We start from the raw sequence: 16,464 nt of genomic DNA on the forward strand, positions 1-16,464 counted from the left end.
GATAGAGATAGAAAAAAGTGTATTATAGCTAAATAAATATATATAGTAGCGATATTTTTCTAATTTCTGAATAAAAGATGGTTTGACTTCAAATTTTTAAAATGTATTTTTCTGTTAATTATATTCTCGACACATCGATAATTGGGTGTTTAAAATCGCATTTTCGAATATTTTTATATAAATATTAAATCATTTTTAAAAAAAGCGTTAAAAAAATAGTAAAATGGTAATATAATGATTAAAGGTTATACATTTAGTATAAATAAAGGAGAAAAATTATAATGAAGCCTTTTCTATCAGCTTGTTTAATTGTAAAAAATGAAGAAGAAATGTTAAGGAAATGTTTAGAGTCTCTGAGAATGGTAGTAGAGGAGATTATTGTTGTTGATACAGGATCAACAGATTCAACAAAAGAAATTGCAAAACAATTTACAGATAAAGTATATGATTTTGAGTGGACGAATGATTTTTCTGAGGCACGTAATTTTGCGGCATCTAAAGCAAATGGGGAATGGATTGTTGCAATTGATGCTGATGAGTGTGTCGACCCTGATAATTTCAAAGAAGCTATAAATGAAATAAAATCCCACCAAAATAAATTTAATATGTATTTAGTGGAAATTACTAGTTTTTCAGGGACGTTAGGAGAAAATACAACTGTTAATCAAATGCCAAGAATATATATAAATGATGGCACGATTTGTTATAAGCGTGCTATTCATGAACAATTGGAAGCTGCAGAAGGAGAGCTAAGAGTATCTTTATCATCTCTTAAAGTCTATCATTATGGATATTTATTAAATGTAGTGGTAAAACAAAATAAAGAAAATCGTAATATACAAATTATAGAAAAAGAAATGAATAAAGAGGATAATATAGCTTTCTCTTATTTTAATTACGGACAAGAGCTTCGAAGGTTAAACAAGCAAGAAGAAGCCCTAAATCATTTTATTAAAGCGTATACATGTAAAAAAAGTGTTGATGAAGGTTGGGTGCGTACATGTTTATTTTATATTATAGAATGTTTAGTTATGCTAAAACGTTTTGAAGAAGCGTTAGAAATTGTAGGTGATACAGAGGAGTTGTGGCCCTTGGCTCCAGATTTTACATTTTGGAAAGGAGAAATTTATTTTTTACAAAAACGTTACGATGATGCAAAAGAGATTTATCAAAATATTCTAGTAAACAACGAAATATATACAGATATAATCTATCATTTTGATCGAAAAACATTTTTACCACACGAACGACTTGGACAAATTTATGAAATTGAAAATAATGAAGGAGAAGCAATTAATCACTATATACAGGCATTAAATGAAAACTCTTTATCAGTTAGAATTGCTACAAAAATTGTACATATGCTATGTAAATACTATAGACCACAAGAAGTGTATGAATTTATTAATAATCAAAATTTAATTAAGACGAATATAATACGTATAGAAATTATGAAATGTTTATTGCATTTAGGGTATGTAGAGTTGGCGACTCTATTGGCAGATGATATGGAAGATGGAAAAGGGAATTTAATAAATATAATACAGATAAAAGTAGATATGATTACTACTATGAAGGATGCAATTATTATTTTTGAAACAGAAGATTTATTACTGGGAATTCAAAATGGAGTGTTTGATCTAGCTGATTTATGTATTTTGTATGAAATTACAAAAGATAAACGTATAAAAGATGTTATGAGGCATTCGAATTTTTCTCACGTATTTGAGTTTTTATTTGAAGAACCCAAAGCGATTCAAGAAATAAAAGAAGAAGAGTATCTAGTATTGTTGGATAGAGCTTGTCGCTATAATAAACCAGATTTCGTAGAGAAATTGATTTCATATAAACATTTTCTTAAGAAAAATAGTGATGCGAAAATTGCAGACGTATTTTATACAAATGAATACGAGGATATCGCAATTGATTTTTATCAATTAGCGGATGAGAAAGATATAACAGAGCAAGGCTATGTAAATATAATTGAATGGTTAATTAAAAATAATAATACTGAAGAGGCGTATCGTATTGCAGTAGAAGCAGTTGATAAATATAGTAAGGATTTCCGCTTTTATAAATATGCCATTGAGTTAATGGAGGAAGATAGAGAAGGAATTATGATGAAAGGACTTAAAATGTTTTCAAATAGTAACTGGTTGAGAAAGAATCTAATACTATCTATTTAAAACTATAATTGAGAGCAGCTGTAAAAAGAAATATAACATAAAAATAGGCTCTCTAATTATCATTGTCCTATCAGGTTGAATCCTTCTTTATTGGAAGGATTCAGGGGGAACAGTAGAGCTAAAATTTTATGAGTAAATAGTCTTTTTTATCTTTTCTTTGTATATTTAGAGAAAGAGGTTTGAAAATAAAAATGAAAAGAGTTCTTACTTATGGTACGTTTGATTTATTGCACATAGGTCATGTTAATTTATTAAAAAGAGCGAAAGAGTTAGGAGACCATTTGATAGTCGGATTATCTACAGATGAATTTAATAAGATAAAAAATAAAAATTCATGCTATAAATACAAAAGTCGAAAAGAAATTTTACAAGCAATTAGATATGTAGATCAGATTATACCTGAAGAAAGTTGGGAACAAAAAGTTCAGGATGTATTAAAATATGATATTGATATTTTTGTTATAGGAGAAGATTGGAAAGGAAGTTTTGATTATTTGAAAAGCCACTGTCAAGTTATATATCTACCTAGAACACCAGGGATATCAACTACCCAAATAAAAAATAATATGGTTACATAGCAAAAAAATGAAAGTTATATTTTGCTACAAGGAGAAAAATTATGAAGAAAAGAATACTTATTGGAAGTCCAATAAATCAAAAGGAAAACATATTAAAAGAGTTTTTAATGTCATTACAAGAATTAGAAACTGATGAATTAGAAGTTAGTTATTACTTCATAGATGATAATGAGGAATCTAATTCTAGTGCATTACTTGAAAAGTTTGCACTAGAAAAAGAAAATGTTTTGGTGCTTGAAGAGAAAAATTTACAAACATATCAACGTGATGAAAATAGTCACTATTGGAATGAAGATTTAATATGGAAAGTAGCAAAATACAAAAATAAAATAATAGATAAGATGTTAGAAGAAGAGTATGATTACTTATTTTTCGTTGATTCGGATTTAGTTTTACATCCCAAGACTTTACAACATTTAGTTCAATTAAATAAAGATATTGTGGCAGAAATATTTTGGACAAAATGGGAGAAAAATAATGTGGAGTTGCCCCAAGTATGGCTCTATGATCATTATACATTGTATGAACATCATAGAGAAGAAGTGTTAGAAGAAAAAGAAATCCAAAGGCGTACACTTGAATTTTTAAATATGTTAAAAAAGCCAGGGGTATATGAAGTTGGAGGATTGGGAGCTTGTACACTATTTAGTAGGTCAGCCCTTGAAAAAGGGGTTAATTTTTCAAAAATCAAAAATGTAACTATGTGGGGAGAAGACCGACATCTATCTATTAGAGCAGCTGCGTTAGGAATTAGATTATTTGTAGACAGTCATTTCCCTGCATACCATATTTATCGGGATTCAGAATTAAAAGGTGTAAAAAATTATAAACAGCAATACCGCAAACAAATGGAGACGAAAGTAAAAGATTATATTTTGGATACTGTGATAACGGTGATGGAAATGTATTTGGATATAGGGATATCGCCATTTGAAGAAGAGAATCGAAATACTTCGGTTTCAAAAATGTTTTTATCATTGTTAAAAAATCAAAATGAATTACAGCTAGTTACAAAAAAAAGTGGGAATTTTAATGTATGTTATCCACAAGTAATTGCAATGGAACATAATCAGAATAAAGCTACTGTTAAATTAGAATTAATAAAATCTATTCATATAGGTAACGATGCTAGTGAAAATTTAATATGTTATGTAGATTTAATTAAGGAGGATAATGAATGGATTGTAAATGAATTACATCTAGAACCTCAAAAAAAGGAATATAGTTCATCTGGCGCTGTAAAGAAGAAAAAAATAACATTAGTATATACATCAAATAGTGGTTCAAACACAATCGCATTATATAAGAATATCCCATCGAAAGTAAAAGATAAACATACAATAGAGTTAATCCGGCAAGAAATGACTGATGAATACATTCAGAAGATAGTTTCAAGTGATGTGGTTGTTATAACAGAAGGGAATTATTTCCTAAATAAAAAAATGTTTAATCCCCAACAAATAATTATTGATTTATGGCATGGTTTTCCTATGAAAGCGATGGGATTTGTTGATAACAGTGAGGTAAATAAGAATAGGTTTTCTAAAATATGGGATCAAGTGAATTATACGACATCTTACTCAAATCTTTATAATAAAGTAATGAATCAATGTATTAAAATTGATCCTAATAAATACGTTGTTACAGGACAGCCTCGTAATGATTTATTGTTTAAAAAAGAAAGTAGAGAAAATTTATTTCAAGTGTTAGATAAACCAGATCAAGGCAAAAATGTTATTTTTTATATGCCTACATATCGTTCCACTTCTAATCATAGGAAAGATGGAAACAGAAGCTGGGAAAACCTATTTGATTTTGAAACATTCAATATTAGCGAGTTTAAGAAATTTTTACAAGAAAAAAATTGTGAGATCATTGTAAAGTTACATCCAGCAGAAGAGTATAAAGTACGTCAAATTATTGAGAATATATCTGGAGTACATTTATTAACTGATAGTATGCTAGCGTCTAAGGGTGTAGATTTATATGAAGTACTGGGGGCCACTGATTTATTAATTACAGATTATTCGTCAGTATATTTTGATTACCTACTATTAGATAAGCCGATTATATTCACACCAGTTGATTATAAAGAATATGAAGAAAATCGTGGCTTTTTATTGAGTCCATATGAAGAATGGACGCCTGGGCCAAAGGCAATAACTCAAAAATCACTACAAATGAAAATAGAGGAGGAGCTGAAAAATAAAAATCAGTACCAAAAAATGCGTCGGAATATTAAGGGAAGGGTACATCAATATCAGGATGCAAAATCTATTCAAAGGGTTTGGGATTTAATAGAAAGGGTATTATAATAGTGGTATATTTATAACCATTAGCAGTCATAAGGACACTGCCTTTTTTATATAATGAATTTAAAGAAAGATTACGTTGTTTGACTATAGAGCGAAGCTTTATAGATGTTAAAGAAATGCGGGCTTATCTCACCGCATCCCGTCAAAAAATCAAAAATAGCTCTCCACTTAACCAAAATGAACTGCACCCCAATTGTTAGACACAGTCTAACAATTGGAGGTGCAGTTTTTCTATGGCTAAATTTACAGCTGATGAAAAAATACAAATCGTTCTACGTTATTTGAACGGAAATGAAAGTTATCGAGAAATGGGTAGATCGCTCGGTGTAAGTGACACAAGCATTTTGAATTGGGTAAACCAATATAAACAGAATGGTCTGGAAGCTTTTCTAAAACGATGTACAAATTATACACAACAATTTAAACTAGACGTACTAAACTTTATGATTGAAAAGGGTATGTCCTTATTTGAGACGGCAGCTATCTTTAATATTCCTGCCCCTTCAACGATTTCTGTTTGGAAAAAACAGCTCGAAACACAAGGAATTGATGCCCTTCGATCTAAGAAAAAGGGGCGTCCATCCATGAAAAAAGATTCAAATAAACAATTAAAACAATCTTTAGCTGAAGGGTCAGTCGAAGCACTTGAAGCACGCATTAAACAGCTTGAGATGGAAAATGAGTACTTAAAAAAGTTAAATGCCTTAGTTCAAAACAAGGAAAAATCACAAAACAAGACAAAGCGCAAGTAGTCTATGAATTAAGGCATAAATATTCGGTGAAGGCACTTGTGGAGCTAGCTACTATTCCTCGAAGCACGTATTATGATTTAGTAAAGAAAATGCGTCGTCCAGATGTAGATGCCGATTTGAAAGCCGAGATTAAAGCGATTTATGAGGAAAATGAAGGTCGTTATGGTTACCGTCGCATTCGTGATGAATTAACGAATCGTGGTCAGAAAGTGAATCACAAGAAGGTTCAACGCATTATGAAAGAGCTTGGATTAAAGTGTGTTGTGCGTATGAAGAAATATAAATCCTATAAAGGAAAAGTTGGTAGAATTGCACCAAATATTTTAGAGCGTAATTTCTACACAGATGCCCCGAATCAAAAATGGGTAACGGACATCACAGAGTTTAAATTGTTTGGAGAGAAACTGTATGTATTACCTGTATTAGATTTGTATAATGGTGAAATTATTACCTATACAATTGGTTCTAGACCGACGTATTCGCTTGTTTCAGACATGTTAGAGAAAGCATTGGAACGTTTACCTGAAACCCATCAGCTACTGATGCATTCGGATCAAGGATGGCATTATTAAATGAGACAGTACGTCCGGACACTTGAATCAAGAGCTATCGTCCAGATTATGTCTCGAAAAGGCAACTGTTACGACAACGCAGTAATAGAAAATTTCTTTGGGATTATGAAGTCGGAGTTCCTCTACATAAAAGAATTTGAAAATGTAGAGCACTTTAAAATAGAATTAGAAAAATATATAGATTATTATAATACGAAACGGATTAAGGCAAAATTAAAAATGAGCCCGGTACAATACCGGACTCATTTGGATCAAGCTGCCTAATGAAATAACCGTGTCTAACTTTTAGGGGTCACTTCAAAAAGGGCTAGTGGAGGGCTATTTTTCTAAATTCTATTATTTTATATTGTTTTTTCATTAAAATCAAAAAAAGATTCCAGAGCGTTAGGAAGCCCTTTAGGGTTCCTAACGCTCTGAATAAAAAATAAAATTTAAATATATAGATATCTTATAAAAAATAATAGATTGTGTCAAAAGAAGAAATAATTTGTTTAGAGTAGGTGGTGTGTGTTAGGGATAACGAAAAGTTATTCCTGTAAATATTATTGTTAGAGTCTGAACAATTTTCCGAGGATTCAAAAGTAGTTAGAGTTATCACGTGGCAAAGTTCGATTGAAAAATATAAGTTTTAAAAAAGTAAAGTTAGTAAATGTTTCAATCTTTTAAAGAAGAAATTTAACATGATGGAATTTATCTATATTAATTAGTGTATATATATTAAAAGGTAGCTTATATTATTCTATAGCTTTCATGAGTATACGCTAGTAAAAACATCAAAATCTATCACATATAGGAACAGGTAAGGCTCTAGTTTTAGGTATTTGCTTAGGAAAAAATAAACGGTTGGAAGTCCGGAACTACCATTTTGAATTATAATATTAGATCTTTTCTATACGTAAAATAACAAATTTATAGAGTCCACATGAATCAAAAAAATACCTATCTTGGAGGATAAATAATAGAGGATTTATAGTAGAGATTGTTATTTTCTTAAAGAAATTGTGTGGGATTTTTTTGTTCGATTTTTAAATATTTATTTTTAAATATTTATTTTTAAAGAAAACGTCCTCAATTGAGGACGTTTTTTAGAGGTAAGTAAATTATTGTAATAATTTACTTACCATTTGTGGAGTTTGGTTTGCTTGAGAAAGCATACTAATACCAGCTTCATTTAAAATTTTGAATTTAGTCATTTCAGACATTTCTTTCGCCATATCTGCATCTTCAATTTGAGAAGCTGAAGATGCCATGTTAGTTGCTTGGTTATTTAAGTTTTCAACGTTACGATCTAAACGATTTAAGGTAGCACCAAGAGTTGCTCGATTACCAGCTACTTGAGTAAGTGCTGCATCAATAGCCGAAATAGCTGCTAAAGCAGAAGATGAAGAGTCAATAGCTATACCTTTAGTTCCGGCAGCAACTCCTAAGTTTGATGCTGTAGTATTAGATAAATTAATAGAAATCTGTTTGCTAGAAGCTGCAGTATCAAGAGTTTCAATTTTAATTTCTGTACCTTTTGCACCTTTTGTACCGATTGTAATAGATGCTGTTCCAGCTAATAAGTTTTTGTCATTAAATTCTGTGTTATTAGCAATGTAGTCAATTTGTTCTTGTAATTCTGCAAATTCTTTTTGTAAAGAAGATTGGTTTTTATCAGTGTTTGTTCCGTTTGAAGATTGAACGGCAATGTCACGCATACGAGTTAAAATGTTTGATACAGAATTCATTGCAGATTCTGCAGTACGGATTAATGACATTCCGTCTTGTGTGTTTTGTGAAGCCTTTTCTAAACCGCTTTGACGAGCACGCATACGAGTTGCGATAGCAAGCCCAGCAGCATCATCAGCTGCACTATTAATGCGTTTACCGCTTGATAAACGGTTCATAGAAACGTTCATTTTGTCTTGGTTTTGGCGCATGTACTCTTGCGTACGCATGCTGTTAATGTTTGTATTAATTCTCATGTTAAGAAACCCCCATTTTTTTATATTGACTTTTCTGCAAATTGAAAAACGGTAATATGCGAAAAAATCAATTTCGAGATTTATTGTAATCCTTGTTATAGCGGGTGTCAACTAAAAATTCGAATTAATAAATATAAAAAAATAACAGTTTAACAATATATTCATTTTTTTATTACATAATTATTAAAAGGATTATTGCAAACTTTAAAAAAAAACTCTAATATTAGATTATCTTTGTTTACCGAAAAGGTGATATTATGATAGTTGGAAATATAGTAAAAGAAGTGCTTGCATATAAGAAAGGACAAATTCAGCAAAAGCTAAGTAGTCCACAAGCATTCGTTAGTAGTCGTTTTCAAGAGAAGTTGCAGAGTGAGCCTGCGAAGGAGACGAAAGAAACTACGCAGCCGGCAAAAGTAGAAGATATGAGTCAGCCGGTACAATCTACGAAAATAGAAGCGGTTGTTAATAAGCAGGTAGAAACTATTAATAAAGTAGAGGAAGCGAGTAAGTCTGAAGAAAAGGCTGAAACGAAGAAAGCAGATGAAGTGCAAGTTGTGCAAAAAGAGTTTGAACGACGTTTCCCAGAAACGAAAAATGAGGCTGTTGATACGTGGGGATTAACGAAGAAGTATAATATTCAAAAAATACGTTCTTTCAATGAAGGGAAGTATGAGGATATTATTGATCGAGTAAGTCGTACATATGGAATTCCGAAAACGTTAATTCAAAAAATGATTGAAGTAGAGTCTAATTTTAATCCGAAAACGGTATCACATGCAGGTGCGATGGGTCTTATGCAGCTTATGCCAGCGAATGTGAAGGAAATGGGTGTGAAGAATCCATTTTCACCAGCTGAAAGTATTGAAGGTGGCGTGAAAGAGTTAAGCGGTTATTTAAAGAAAAATAACGGCGACTTAGTATTGGCGCTTGCTTCTTATAATGCTGGTCCTGGTAATGTGAGAAAGTACGGAGGCGTACCGCCATTTAAAGAAACGCAAGGATATATTAAAAAAATATTAAATATCGACGTTTCAAAATAAGAAGTTTCATATATAGAGAGAACATGAAATTTTCGTGAACATGATATGGGAGTTGGCTAGATTTGAAATTACAAGATGATATTCCGTTAACAATTTATTTTGAAATCGGAAATACGAAAAAGAAAATTGAAGATCTGCTTCATATTACGAAAGGTACATTGTATCGTCTTGAAAATTCAACGAAAAATACGGTGCGTCTTATGCTTGAGAATGAAGAGATTGGAACCGGAAAGATTTTGACGAAGAATGGAAAGATGTACGTTGAAATCGTTGAATTGAAAAGGTAGGGAAGGGGATTGTCATGAGTGGCGAAAAATTAAGCCAAGAGCAAATTGATGCCCTGCTGAAGGCGGTAAATGAAGGCGAGGAAATGCCAGCTTTCGCACAAGAAGCAGGAAAGCAAGAGAAATTTCAAGAGTATGATTTTAATAGACCAGAGAAGTTCGGTGTTGAGCATTTACGTAGTTTGCAAGCGATTGCTTCTACGTTTGGGAAACAGACGTCACAGACGTTATCAGCGCGTATGCGTATTCCAATTGAACTAGAGCCTTCAACGGTTGAGCAAGTTCCATTTACGAGTGAGTATGTGGAGAAAATGCCGAAAGATTATTATTTATATTGCGTAATTGATCTCGGTTTACCAGAGCTTGGAGAAATTGTTATTGAGATTGATTTAGCATTCGTTATTTATATTCATGAATGTTGGCTTGGCGGAGATAGTAAACGTAACTTTACGATGCGTAGACCGTTAACAGCGTTTGAGTTTTTAACGCTTGATAATATATTCTTGCTTCTTTGTAAAAATTTAGAGCAATCATTTGAAAGTGTTGTTGCGATTGAACCGAAATTTGTAACGACAGAAACAGATCCGAATGCACTAAAGATTACGACAGCGAGCGATATTATTTCATTACTTAACGTAAATATGAAAACAGATTTTTGGAATACGACGGTGCGTATCGGAATTCCATTCTTATCTGTTGAAGAAATTATGGATAAGTTAACGTCTGAAAATATTGTCGAACATTCTTCAGATAAACGTAAAAAGTATACGTCTGAAGTAGAAGTGAAAGTAAATCAAGTGTACAAACCTGTTCACGTTGCAATTGGTGAGCAGAAAATGACAATGAGTGAGATTGAACAAATTGAAGAAGGCGATATTATTCCGCTTCATACGAAAGTTTCGGATGAATTACTTGGTTATGTAGATGGAAAGCATAAATTTAATTGTTTTATTGGAAAAGATGGAACGCGTAAGGCGCTCCTATTTAAAAGTTTTGTAGAGTAGGAGGATCCATATGAAGCATGAAGTATCTCCCGTGTCATTAATGGGATTAGAAGATTTTGCAGGAAAGCGAAATGAAGCAGGTAAAGCACATATTGATACTGTTTCAGATATTTCGATTGAACTTGGTGTAAAGCTTGGAAAGTCATCTATTACACTTGGTGATGTGAAGCAGTTAAAAGTTGGCGATGTTCTGGAAGTAGAGAAAAACTTAGGACATAAAGTAGATGTGTATTTAAGTAATATGAAAGTCGGCATCGGTGAAGCAATCGTAATGGACGAGAAATTCGGTATTATCATTTCTGAAATTGAAGCTGATAAGAAACAAGCGGCGCTTATGAAAGCGCAAAGTCAAATGCAAGATAAAGAGTAGAGGAGGAGTCATATGTCGTATATGACGACCTTATTTCAAGTCGTTTTACTGTTTGGTGCGCTCGGTTACGGTGCATATTATATGACGAAAAAGACGCGCAAACAGCAGTTTTTTAAGCAGGGTGAAAATGGCCATATTCAAGTAAAAGACGGCGTGTATTTAAATCATCAAACGAGTGCCTTTTTATTTGAAGTGGACGGAAAGCAAGTGTTCACTGTTATTAGTAATAACGGTGTACAGTCTGTGCAATTAACCGGAACAGGAAATCAGTTTCAACAAGCACTAGAAGACGCGGTGAAGAGTGAAACGAAAAAAGTAGAGGATCCATCATGAGAATAAAGAAACAGTTATCATTATTAGCCGTTATTTTCGTATTTTCTATCGTTTTTTTAATTATTTTTGTAAATCCAGCGTATGCAGCCCCGAACGGTTTTATTAATTTCGAAAATGGAAAAGAATTTACGAGTAATTCAAGTGTACAACTATTTGCGCTCGTTACCCTTTTATCATTATCTTCTTCTATCGTTCTATTATTTACACATTTTACTTATTTTATGATCGTTCTAGGGATTACACGTCAAGGACTTGGGGTAATGAGTTTACCTCCAAACCAAGTACTTGTTGGACTTGCATTATTTTTATCACTCTTTACGATGCAGCCTGTATTCGGGCAACTGAAGAGCGATGTATGGGATCCAATGACGAAAGAGAAAATAACAGTAAGCCAAGCTGCGGAAACAACAGCTCCAATTATGAAAGATTATATGGCGAAGCATACGTATAAGCATGATTTAAAAATGCTGTTGAAAGTACGCGGAGAAGAGCTGCCGAAGGATTTAAAGGATCTTTCATTATTTACACTTGTACCATCTTTTACGTTAACGCAAATTCAAAAGGGACTGTTAACAGGGATGTTCATTTACTTAGCGTTCGTGTTTATAGATTTAATTATTAGTACACTTTTAATGTACCTAGGGATGATGATGGTACCGCCGATGATTTTAAGTTTACCGTTTAAAATACTCGTTTTCGTATATTTAGGTGGATATACAAAAATCGTCGATATAATGTTTAAAACTGTAGGTTAAGTATGTTGTTTATAATTTAAGGTTTATGTGAAACTAAAGTAGAAACGTATATTTATAATTAGACGTATCATGCGATTATGCATATGTACGATAGGAGTCAAAAGTTAATGAACATAACACCTATTACAGAAATTTTTCAAACTTTTTTTTATAAAGGATTTGAAATTGTACTACCTGTAGCGGGCGTCAGCCTAATTGTTGTTGTTATTATTTCAGTTTTAATGGCAATGATGCAAATTCAAGAACAAACTTTAACGTTTTTGCCAAAGATGGCAACAATTATTTTAGTCATTATTATTGTAGGTCCATGGATGTTTCAGGAAATAATAACTTTGATTTTAGATTTATATGACAAGATTCCAACGTTATTGCGTTCTTATTGAAAAAAGGTGATATAAGATGAATATGGAATTATGGTTAAACACTTTTTTTGCTTTTTGTCGTATTACCTCTTTTTTGTTTTTTTTACCGTTTTTTTCAGGGAAATCAGTTCCAGCAATGGCGAAAGTTACATTTGGATTAGGATTATCAATTACAGTAGCAGATAAAATTGATCTTCCTTTGATGACAACAAATGGAGAGGTTGTTGCGTATGCAGCAACCCAGCTAGTAATTGGTTTATCCTTAGCAAAGATTATTGAAATGTTACTAAATATACCGAAAATGGCTGGGCACATAATAGATTTTGATATCGGATTTTCACAATCTAGTTTATTTGACGTAAATAGTGGTACACAATCGACGCTTATTGCGACGATTTTTGACATGTTTTTTGTTATTATATTTGTTTCTCTTGGTGGTATTAATTATTTCGTTGCAACAATCTTGAAATCTTTCGAATATACAGAGGCAATTTCAAAGTTGTTAACAACGAATTTTCTCGATAGCCTTTTAGCAACATTGTTATTTGCGATAACATCTGCTGTTGAGATTGCATTACCAATTATGGGAACTCTATTTATTATTAATTTTGTTTTAATTTTAATTGCGAAGAATGCCCAACAACTTAATGTATTTATGAATGCATTTTTAATTAAAATTACATGTGGTATTTTGTTTATTGCGATGAGTGTACCGATGCTCGGTTATGTGTTTAAAAATATGACGGATGTATTACTTGAAGAATATACGAAACTATTTAACTTTTTCTTAACGAAGTAGGGGGACGCGCATGGCAAAGGATAATAAAACAGAAAAGGCCACCCCGCAGAAGCGTAAAAAATCGCGTGAAGAAGGGAATATTGCCCGGAGTAAAGATTTAAATAATTTATTTTCCATTCTCGTATTAGCAGTTGTCGTTTATTTCTTCGGAGATTGGCTAGGGTATGAGATTGCAAATTCCGTAGCGGTGCTGTTTGATCAAATTGGAAAAAATACAGATTCAACCGAGTATTTTTATTTAATGGGGATTTTATTACTGAAAGTATCAGCTCCGATATTAATACTCGTATACGCTTTTCATTTATTCAATTATATGATTCAAGTCGGCTTCCTATTTTCTTCTAAAGTCATTAAACCGAAAGCGTCACGTATTAATCCGAAAAACTATTTTACGAGACTGTTTAGTCGTAAAAGTTTAGTAGATATTTTGAAATCACTGTTTTATATGGGATTAATCGGTTACGTCGCTTACGTTCTCTTTAAAAAGAATTTAGAGAAAATTGTCAGTATGATTGGATTTAACTGGACTGCATCACTTACTGAAATTATTAGGGAAATTAAATTTATTTTCTTAGCAATTTTAATTATTTTAATCGTTCTTTCTATTATTGATTTCATTTATCAAAAATGGGAGTACGAGCAAGATATTAAGATGAAAAAAGAAGAAGTGAAACAAGAGCATAAAGATAATGAAGGGGACCCGCAAGTTAAAGGGAAACGAAAAAACTTTATGCATGCAATCTTGCAAGGAACAATTGCGAAGAAGATGGATGGCGCAACGTTTATTGTAAACAACCCGACTCATATTTCGGTCGTACTTCGTTACAATAAACACGTTGATGCAGCACCAATTGTCGTTGCAAAAGGGGAAGATGAGCTCGCATTATATATACGAACGCTTGCCCGTGAACAAGAAATACCAATGGTGGAAAACCGTCCACTTGCTCGTTCTTTATATTATCAAGTCGAGGAAGATGAGACGATTCCAGAAGATTTATACGTAGCTGTAATTGAAGTTATGCGCTATTTAATTCAGACGAACGAACTTGAAGTATAATAGCGCGTTTGGAGGAGATCTCTTTGTTTAAGATAGATTCTGCAAGAACCTATTTTTCTATCTTTTTAGCAGCGTCATTCGTAGTGGCGCTCTTAATTCCACTTCCACCATTTATACTTGATATCATTATCGTTTTTCTACTAAGTATGTCAGTACTTATTTATATGCGAGCGACAAGTATTAACGAGTGGGATGAATTAAAGTCATTTCCGACGATGTTGTTATTAATCGGGATTTTCCGCGTATCGATTAACGTTTCGACGACGCGAGCGATTTTGACAGACGGAAATGCCGGTCATGTTATTGAAGAGTTCGGCCAGTTCGTAATTGGCGGAAACTTATTAATTGGTATCGTTATTTTTACAGTATTAATCATATTCCAGTTTATCGTTGCAAACGGTGCATCGCGTACAGCTGAAGTAGCAGCTCGTTTTACACTTGATTCTTTACCAGGGAAACAAATGTCTATCGATGCTGATTTAAACCAGCGTATTATTTCAGAAAAAGATGCACAAGCAAAACGAAAAAAATTAAATATGGAAACAGAGTTTTACGGAGCGATGGATGGTGCCGGGAAGTTCATTAAAGGGGACGTTATTTTCGGGATTGTCATTTTATTCGTAAACATTATTTTCGGTTTAATTGTCGGAATGATGCAGCAAGGAATGAGCTTTGCAGATGCGGCTCTTCATTATACACAGTTAACTGTCGGTGACGGAATCGTAAACCAAATTGGATCGCTTATGCTTGCGATTTCAACTGGTATTATCGTAACGCGTATATTTGATGGTTCACCGGATACGGTAACGGAAGGAATCTTTAAAGAGTTATTAGCACATGAAGTTGTTGTATATGCGCTCGGTGGTTTGTTTATCGCAATGGGTATTTTTACTCCGCTACCGTTTCTACCATTCGCACTCGTTGGTGGAACGATTATCTTCTTGGGCATTCGTAATAAAAATCGAATAAAGAAAGAAAAAGAAGACGAGCTTCAAAAAGAAATAGAAATGATTCAAGGCGAAGATGAGCAACTGCAACAAGTGGAAGATTCATTTGGAGTATTTACGGATAAATATCCAATTATAGTAGAACTCGGTTTAGATTTAGCAGCACTTGTAAAGCAGAAAATTAACGGGGAAACAGCTCGTGATAAAGTTGTTCTTATGAGGAAGTCGATTATTACTGACCTCGGTATTAATGTTCCTGGAATTAACTTTAAAGATAATACGAGTTTTAGACCACGCGGACGTTACATTATTCGTATTAAAGGTGCGAAGGCGGCTGAGGGTGTTTTAAAATCAGGTTATTTATTAGCATTGAAAACGCCAAACGTAATGGCTGATTTAGATGCAGAGCCAGCGAAAGATCCAATTTTCGGTGAAGATGGATATTGGATTTTAGAGCATATGGTGCAAGATGCACAAATGAAAGGCTATCAAGTGTTAGAGCCACTTAGCATATTAATTACACATTTAGATGTTGTCGTTAGACGTAATCTTCACGAATTAATTCAGCGCCAACATGTAAAAGATTTAATTAATTCGCTTGAAAATGATAATGGCGTTCTATTAGAAGAGATTAAGAAGAAAGAAATTGATTTATCACTCGTTCAAAATGTTATTAAACAACTTCTAAAAGAAGGTATTTCTATTCGTGATTTACCAACAATTATTGAAGGTATTATTGACGGCAAAGAAATTTATCAAAACCACGTTGACGGTGTGACATCATTTGTTCGTGAATGTATTTCAAAAGTTATTTGTGAAAATGCGAAAAATCCAGACGGAAAAATATATGCAGCGCTCTTCTCTGATTCAATCGAGTTAGATGCGGATGTTGTGAATAATTCATATCAAGGTTACTTATTAAACTGGGATTTAGATTTAGAAACACGTGTCGTTGAGCAAGTGCAGCGCGTCTTTAAACAAGCACGTTTAATGGGAAGAGAACCAGTGTTATTAACACGTAGAAAAGATTTTAGATTTGCGATTGTAAGACTGCTAGAACGTTATCAAGTGGAAGCACAAGTACTTTGTATTAGCGAATTAGCACCAGAAATTGTTGTGGATCAAATTGCCTATATTGAATAG

General features: G+C 32.8%; 14 protein-coding genes and 1 pseudogene. 14 read left to right on the forward strand and 1 reads right to left on the reverse strand.

The window, feature by feature from the left end:
- Positions 1–281 precede the first annotated feature (281 nt).
- The 4 genes and pseudogenes from MHH55_RS02630 to MHH55_RS02645 all read left to right on the forward strand — a co-directional run bounded on the left by MHH55_RS02630 (position 282) and on the right by MHH55_RS02645 (position 6,667).
- Complete coding sequence (locus MHH55_RS02630) at positions 282–2,186, forward strand: tetratricopeptide repeat-containing glycosyltransferase family 2 protein (RefSeq protein ID WP_074619170.1); 1,905 nt, start codon at positions 282–284, stop codon at positions 2,184–2,186.
- 191 nt (positions 2,187–2,377) lie between these two features.
- The gene (gene tagD / locus MHH55_RS02635; RefSeq protein ID WP_063264171.1) at positions 2,378–2,764 is read left to right on the forward strand and encodes a glycerol-3-phosphate cytidylyltransferase; all 387 of its coding nucleotides are present in this window, start codon (positions 2,378–2,380) and stop codon (positions 2,762–2,764) included.
- Between the two features lie 41 nt (positions 2,765–2,805).
- Positions 2,806–5,079 (forward strand): CDP-glycerol glycerophosphotransferase family protein, encoded by a 2,274-nt coding sequence (locus MHH55_RS02640; protein ID WP_063264172.1) that lies wholly within the window; start codon positions 2,806–2,808, stop codon positions 5,077–5,079.
- A 233-nt stretch (positions 5,080–5,312) separates the two neighbouring features.
- Positions 5,313–6,667, forward strand: a pseudogene (locus MHH55_RS02645) (IS3 family transposase).
- A gap of 836 nt (positions 6,668–7,503) precedes the next feature.
- Here MHH55_RS02645 and MHH55_RS02650 read toward each other — a convergent pair.
- A complete protein-coding gene (locus MHH55_RS02650; protein WP_061113441.1) occupies positions 7,504–8,367 on the reverse strand; it encodes a flagellin N-terminal helical domain-containing protein in 864 nt (287 codons plus the stop codon).
- A gap of 257 nt (positions 8,368–8,624) precedes the next feature.
- Between MHH55_RS02650 and MHH55_RS02655 the strand changes: the two genes are divergently transcribed.
- From MHH55_RS02655 to flhA, 10 genes are all read left to right on the forward strand, one after another.
- Positions 8,625–9,410, forward strand: coding sequence for a lytic transglycosylase domain-containing protein (locus MHH55_RS02655; RefSeq protein WP_061113442.1), 786 nt, complete (start codon positions 8,625–8,627; stop codon positions 9,408–9,410).
- A gap of 62 nt (positions 9,411–9,472) precedes the next feature.
- Positions 9,473–9,697: a flagellar motor switch protein FliN gene (locus tag MHH55_RS02660; protein ID WP_000775712.1), complete on the forward strand. Its 225-nt coding sequence runs from the start codon at positions 9,473–9,475 to the stop codon at positions 9,695–9,697.
- A gap of 14 nt (positions 9,698–9,711) precedes the next feature.
- Entirely contained in the window at positions 9,712–10,698 is a 987-nt protein-coding gene (gene fliM / locus MHH55_RS02665; protein WP_000012360.1) for a flagellar motor switch protein FliM, read from the forward strand.
- Between the two features lie 10 nt (positions 10,699–10,708).
- Complete coding sequence (gene fliN / locus MHH55_RS02670; RefSeq protein WP_000680010.1) at positions 10,709–11,068, forward strand: flagellar motor switch protein FliN; 360 nt, start codon at positions 10,709–10,711, stop codon at positions 11,066–11,068.
- A 12-nt stretch (positions 11,069–11,080) separates the two neighbouring features.
- Positions 11,081–11,401 (forward strand): hypothetical protein, encoded by a 321-nt coding sequence (locus MHH55_RS02675; RefSeq protein WP_000121176.1) that lies wholly within the window; start codon positions 11,081–11,083, stop codon positions 11,399–11,401.
- A complete protein-coding gene (locus MHH55_RS02680) occupies positions 11,398–12,156 on the forward strand; it encodes a flagellar type III secretion system pore protein FliP (RefSeq protein ID WP_078186211.1) in 759 nt (252 codons plus the stop codon). The genes MHH55_RS02675 and MHH55_RS02680 overlap by 4 nt, the downstream gene beginning before the upstream one ends.
- Positions 12,157–12,263: 107 nt before the next feature.
- Positions 12,264–12,539 carry a flagellar biosynthetic protein FliQ gene (locus MHH55_RS02685; RefSeq protein WP_016122230.1) on the forward strand — a complete coding sequence of 92 codons (276 nt, stop codon included), beginning with the start codon at positions 12,264–12,266 and terminating at the stop codon, positions 12,537–12,539.
- 16 nt (positions 12,540–12,555) lie between these two features.
- On the forward strand, positions 12,556–13,317 hold the full coding sequence (locus tag MHH55_RS02690) for a flagellar biosynthetic protein FliR (protein WP_061113444.1): 762 nt from the start codon (positions 12,556–12,558) through the stop codon (positions 13,315–13,317).
- A 10-nt stretch (positions 13,318–13,327) separates the two neighbouring features.
- On the forward strand, positions 13,328–14,374 hold the full coding sequence (gene flhB, locus MHH55_RS02695; protein WP_001030111.1) for a flagellar type III secretion system protein FlhB: 1,047 nt from the start codon (positions 13,328–13,330) through the stop codon (positions 14,372–14,374).
- Between the two features lie 23 nt (positions 14,375–14,397).
- Positions 14,398–16,464 carry a flagellar biosynthesis protein FlhA gene (gene flhA, locus MHH55_RS02700; RefSeq protein ID WP_078186210.1) on the forward strand — a complete coding sequence of 689 codons (2,067 nt, stop codon included), beginning with the start codon at positions 14,398–14,400 and terminating at the stop codon, positions 16,462–16,464.

It is taken from the genome of Bacillus sp. FSL K6-2944 (genome assembly GCF_038005385.1).
Taxonomy (GTDB): domain Bacteria; phylum Bacillota; class Bacilli; order Bacillales; family Bacillaceae_G; genus Bacillus_A; species Bacillus_A cereus.

Coding starts and splice junctions, on each gene's coding strand:
- MHH55_RS02630 (WP_074619170.1), top strand. CDS start 282: ATGAAGCCTTTTCTATCAGCTTGTTTAATTGTAAAAAATGAAGAAGAA.
- tagD (WP_063264171.1), top strand. CDS start 2,378: ATGAAAAGAGTTCTTACTTATGGTACGTTTGATTTATTGCACATAGGT.
- MHH55_RS02640 (WP_063264172.1), top strand. CDS start 2,806: ATGAAGAAAAGAATACTTATTGGAAGTCCAATAAATCAAAAGGAAAAC.
- MHH55_RS02650 (WP_061113441.1), bottom strand. CDS start 8,367: ATGAGAATTAATACAAACATTAACAGCATGCGTACGCAAGAGTACATG.
- MHH55_RS02655 (WP_061113442.1), top strand. CDS start 8,625: ATGATAGTTGGAAATATAGTAAAAGAAGTGCTTGCATATAAGAAAGGA.
- fliM (WP_000012360.1), top strand. CDS start 9,712: ATGAGTGGCGAAAAATTAAGCCAAGAGCAAATTGATGCCCTGCTGAAG.
- fliN (WP_000680010.1), top strand. CDS start 10,709: ATGAAGCATGAAGTATCTCCCGTGTCATTAATGGGATTAGAAGATTTT.
- MHH55_RS02675 (WP_000121176.1), top strand. CDS start 11,081: ATGTCGTATATGACGACCTTATTTCAAGTCGTTTTACTGTTTGGTGCG.
- MHH55_RS02680 (WP_078186211.1), top strand. CDS start 11,398: ATGAGAATAAAGAAACAGTTATCATTATTAGCCGTTATTTTCGTATTT.
- MHH55_RS02685 (WP_016122230.1), top strand. CDS start 12,264: ATGAACATAACACCTATTACAGAAATTTTTCAAACTTTTTTTTATAAA.
- MHH55_RS02690 (WP_061113444.1), top strand. CDS start 12,556: ATGAATATGGAATTATGGTTAAACACTTTTTTTGCTTTTTGTCGTATT.
- flhB (WP_001030111.1), top strand. CDS start 13,328: ATGGCAAAGGATAATAAAACAGAAAAGGCCACCCCGCAGAAGCGTAAA.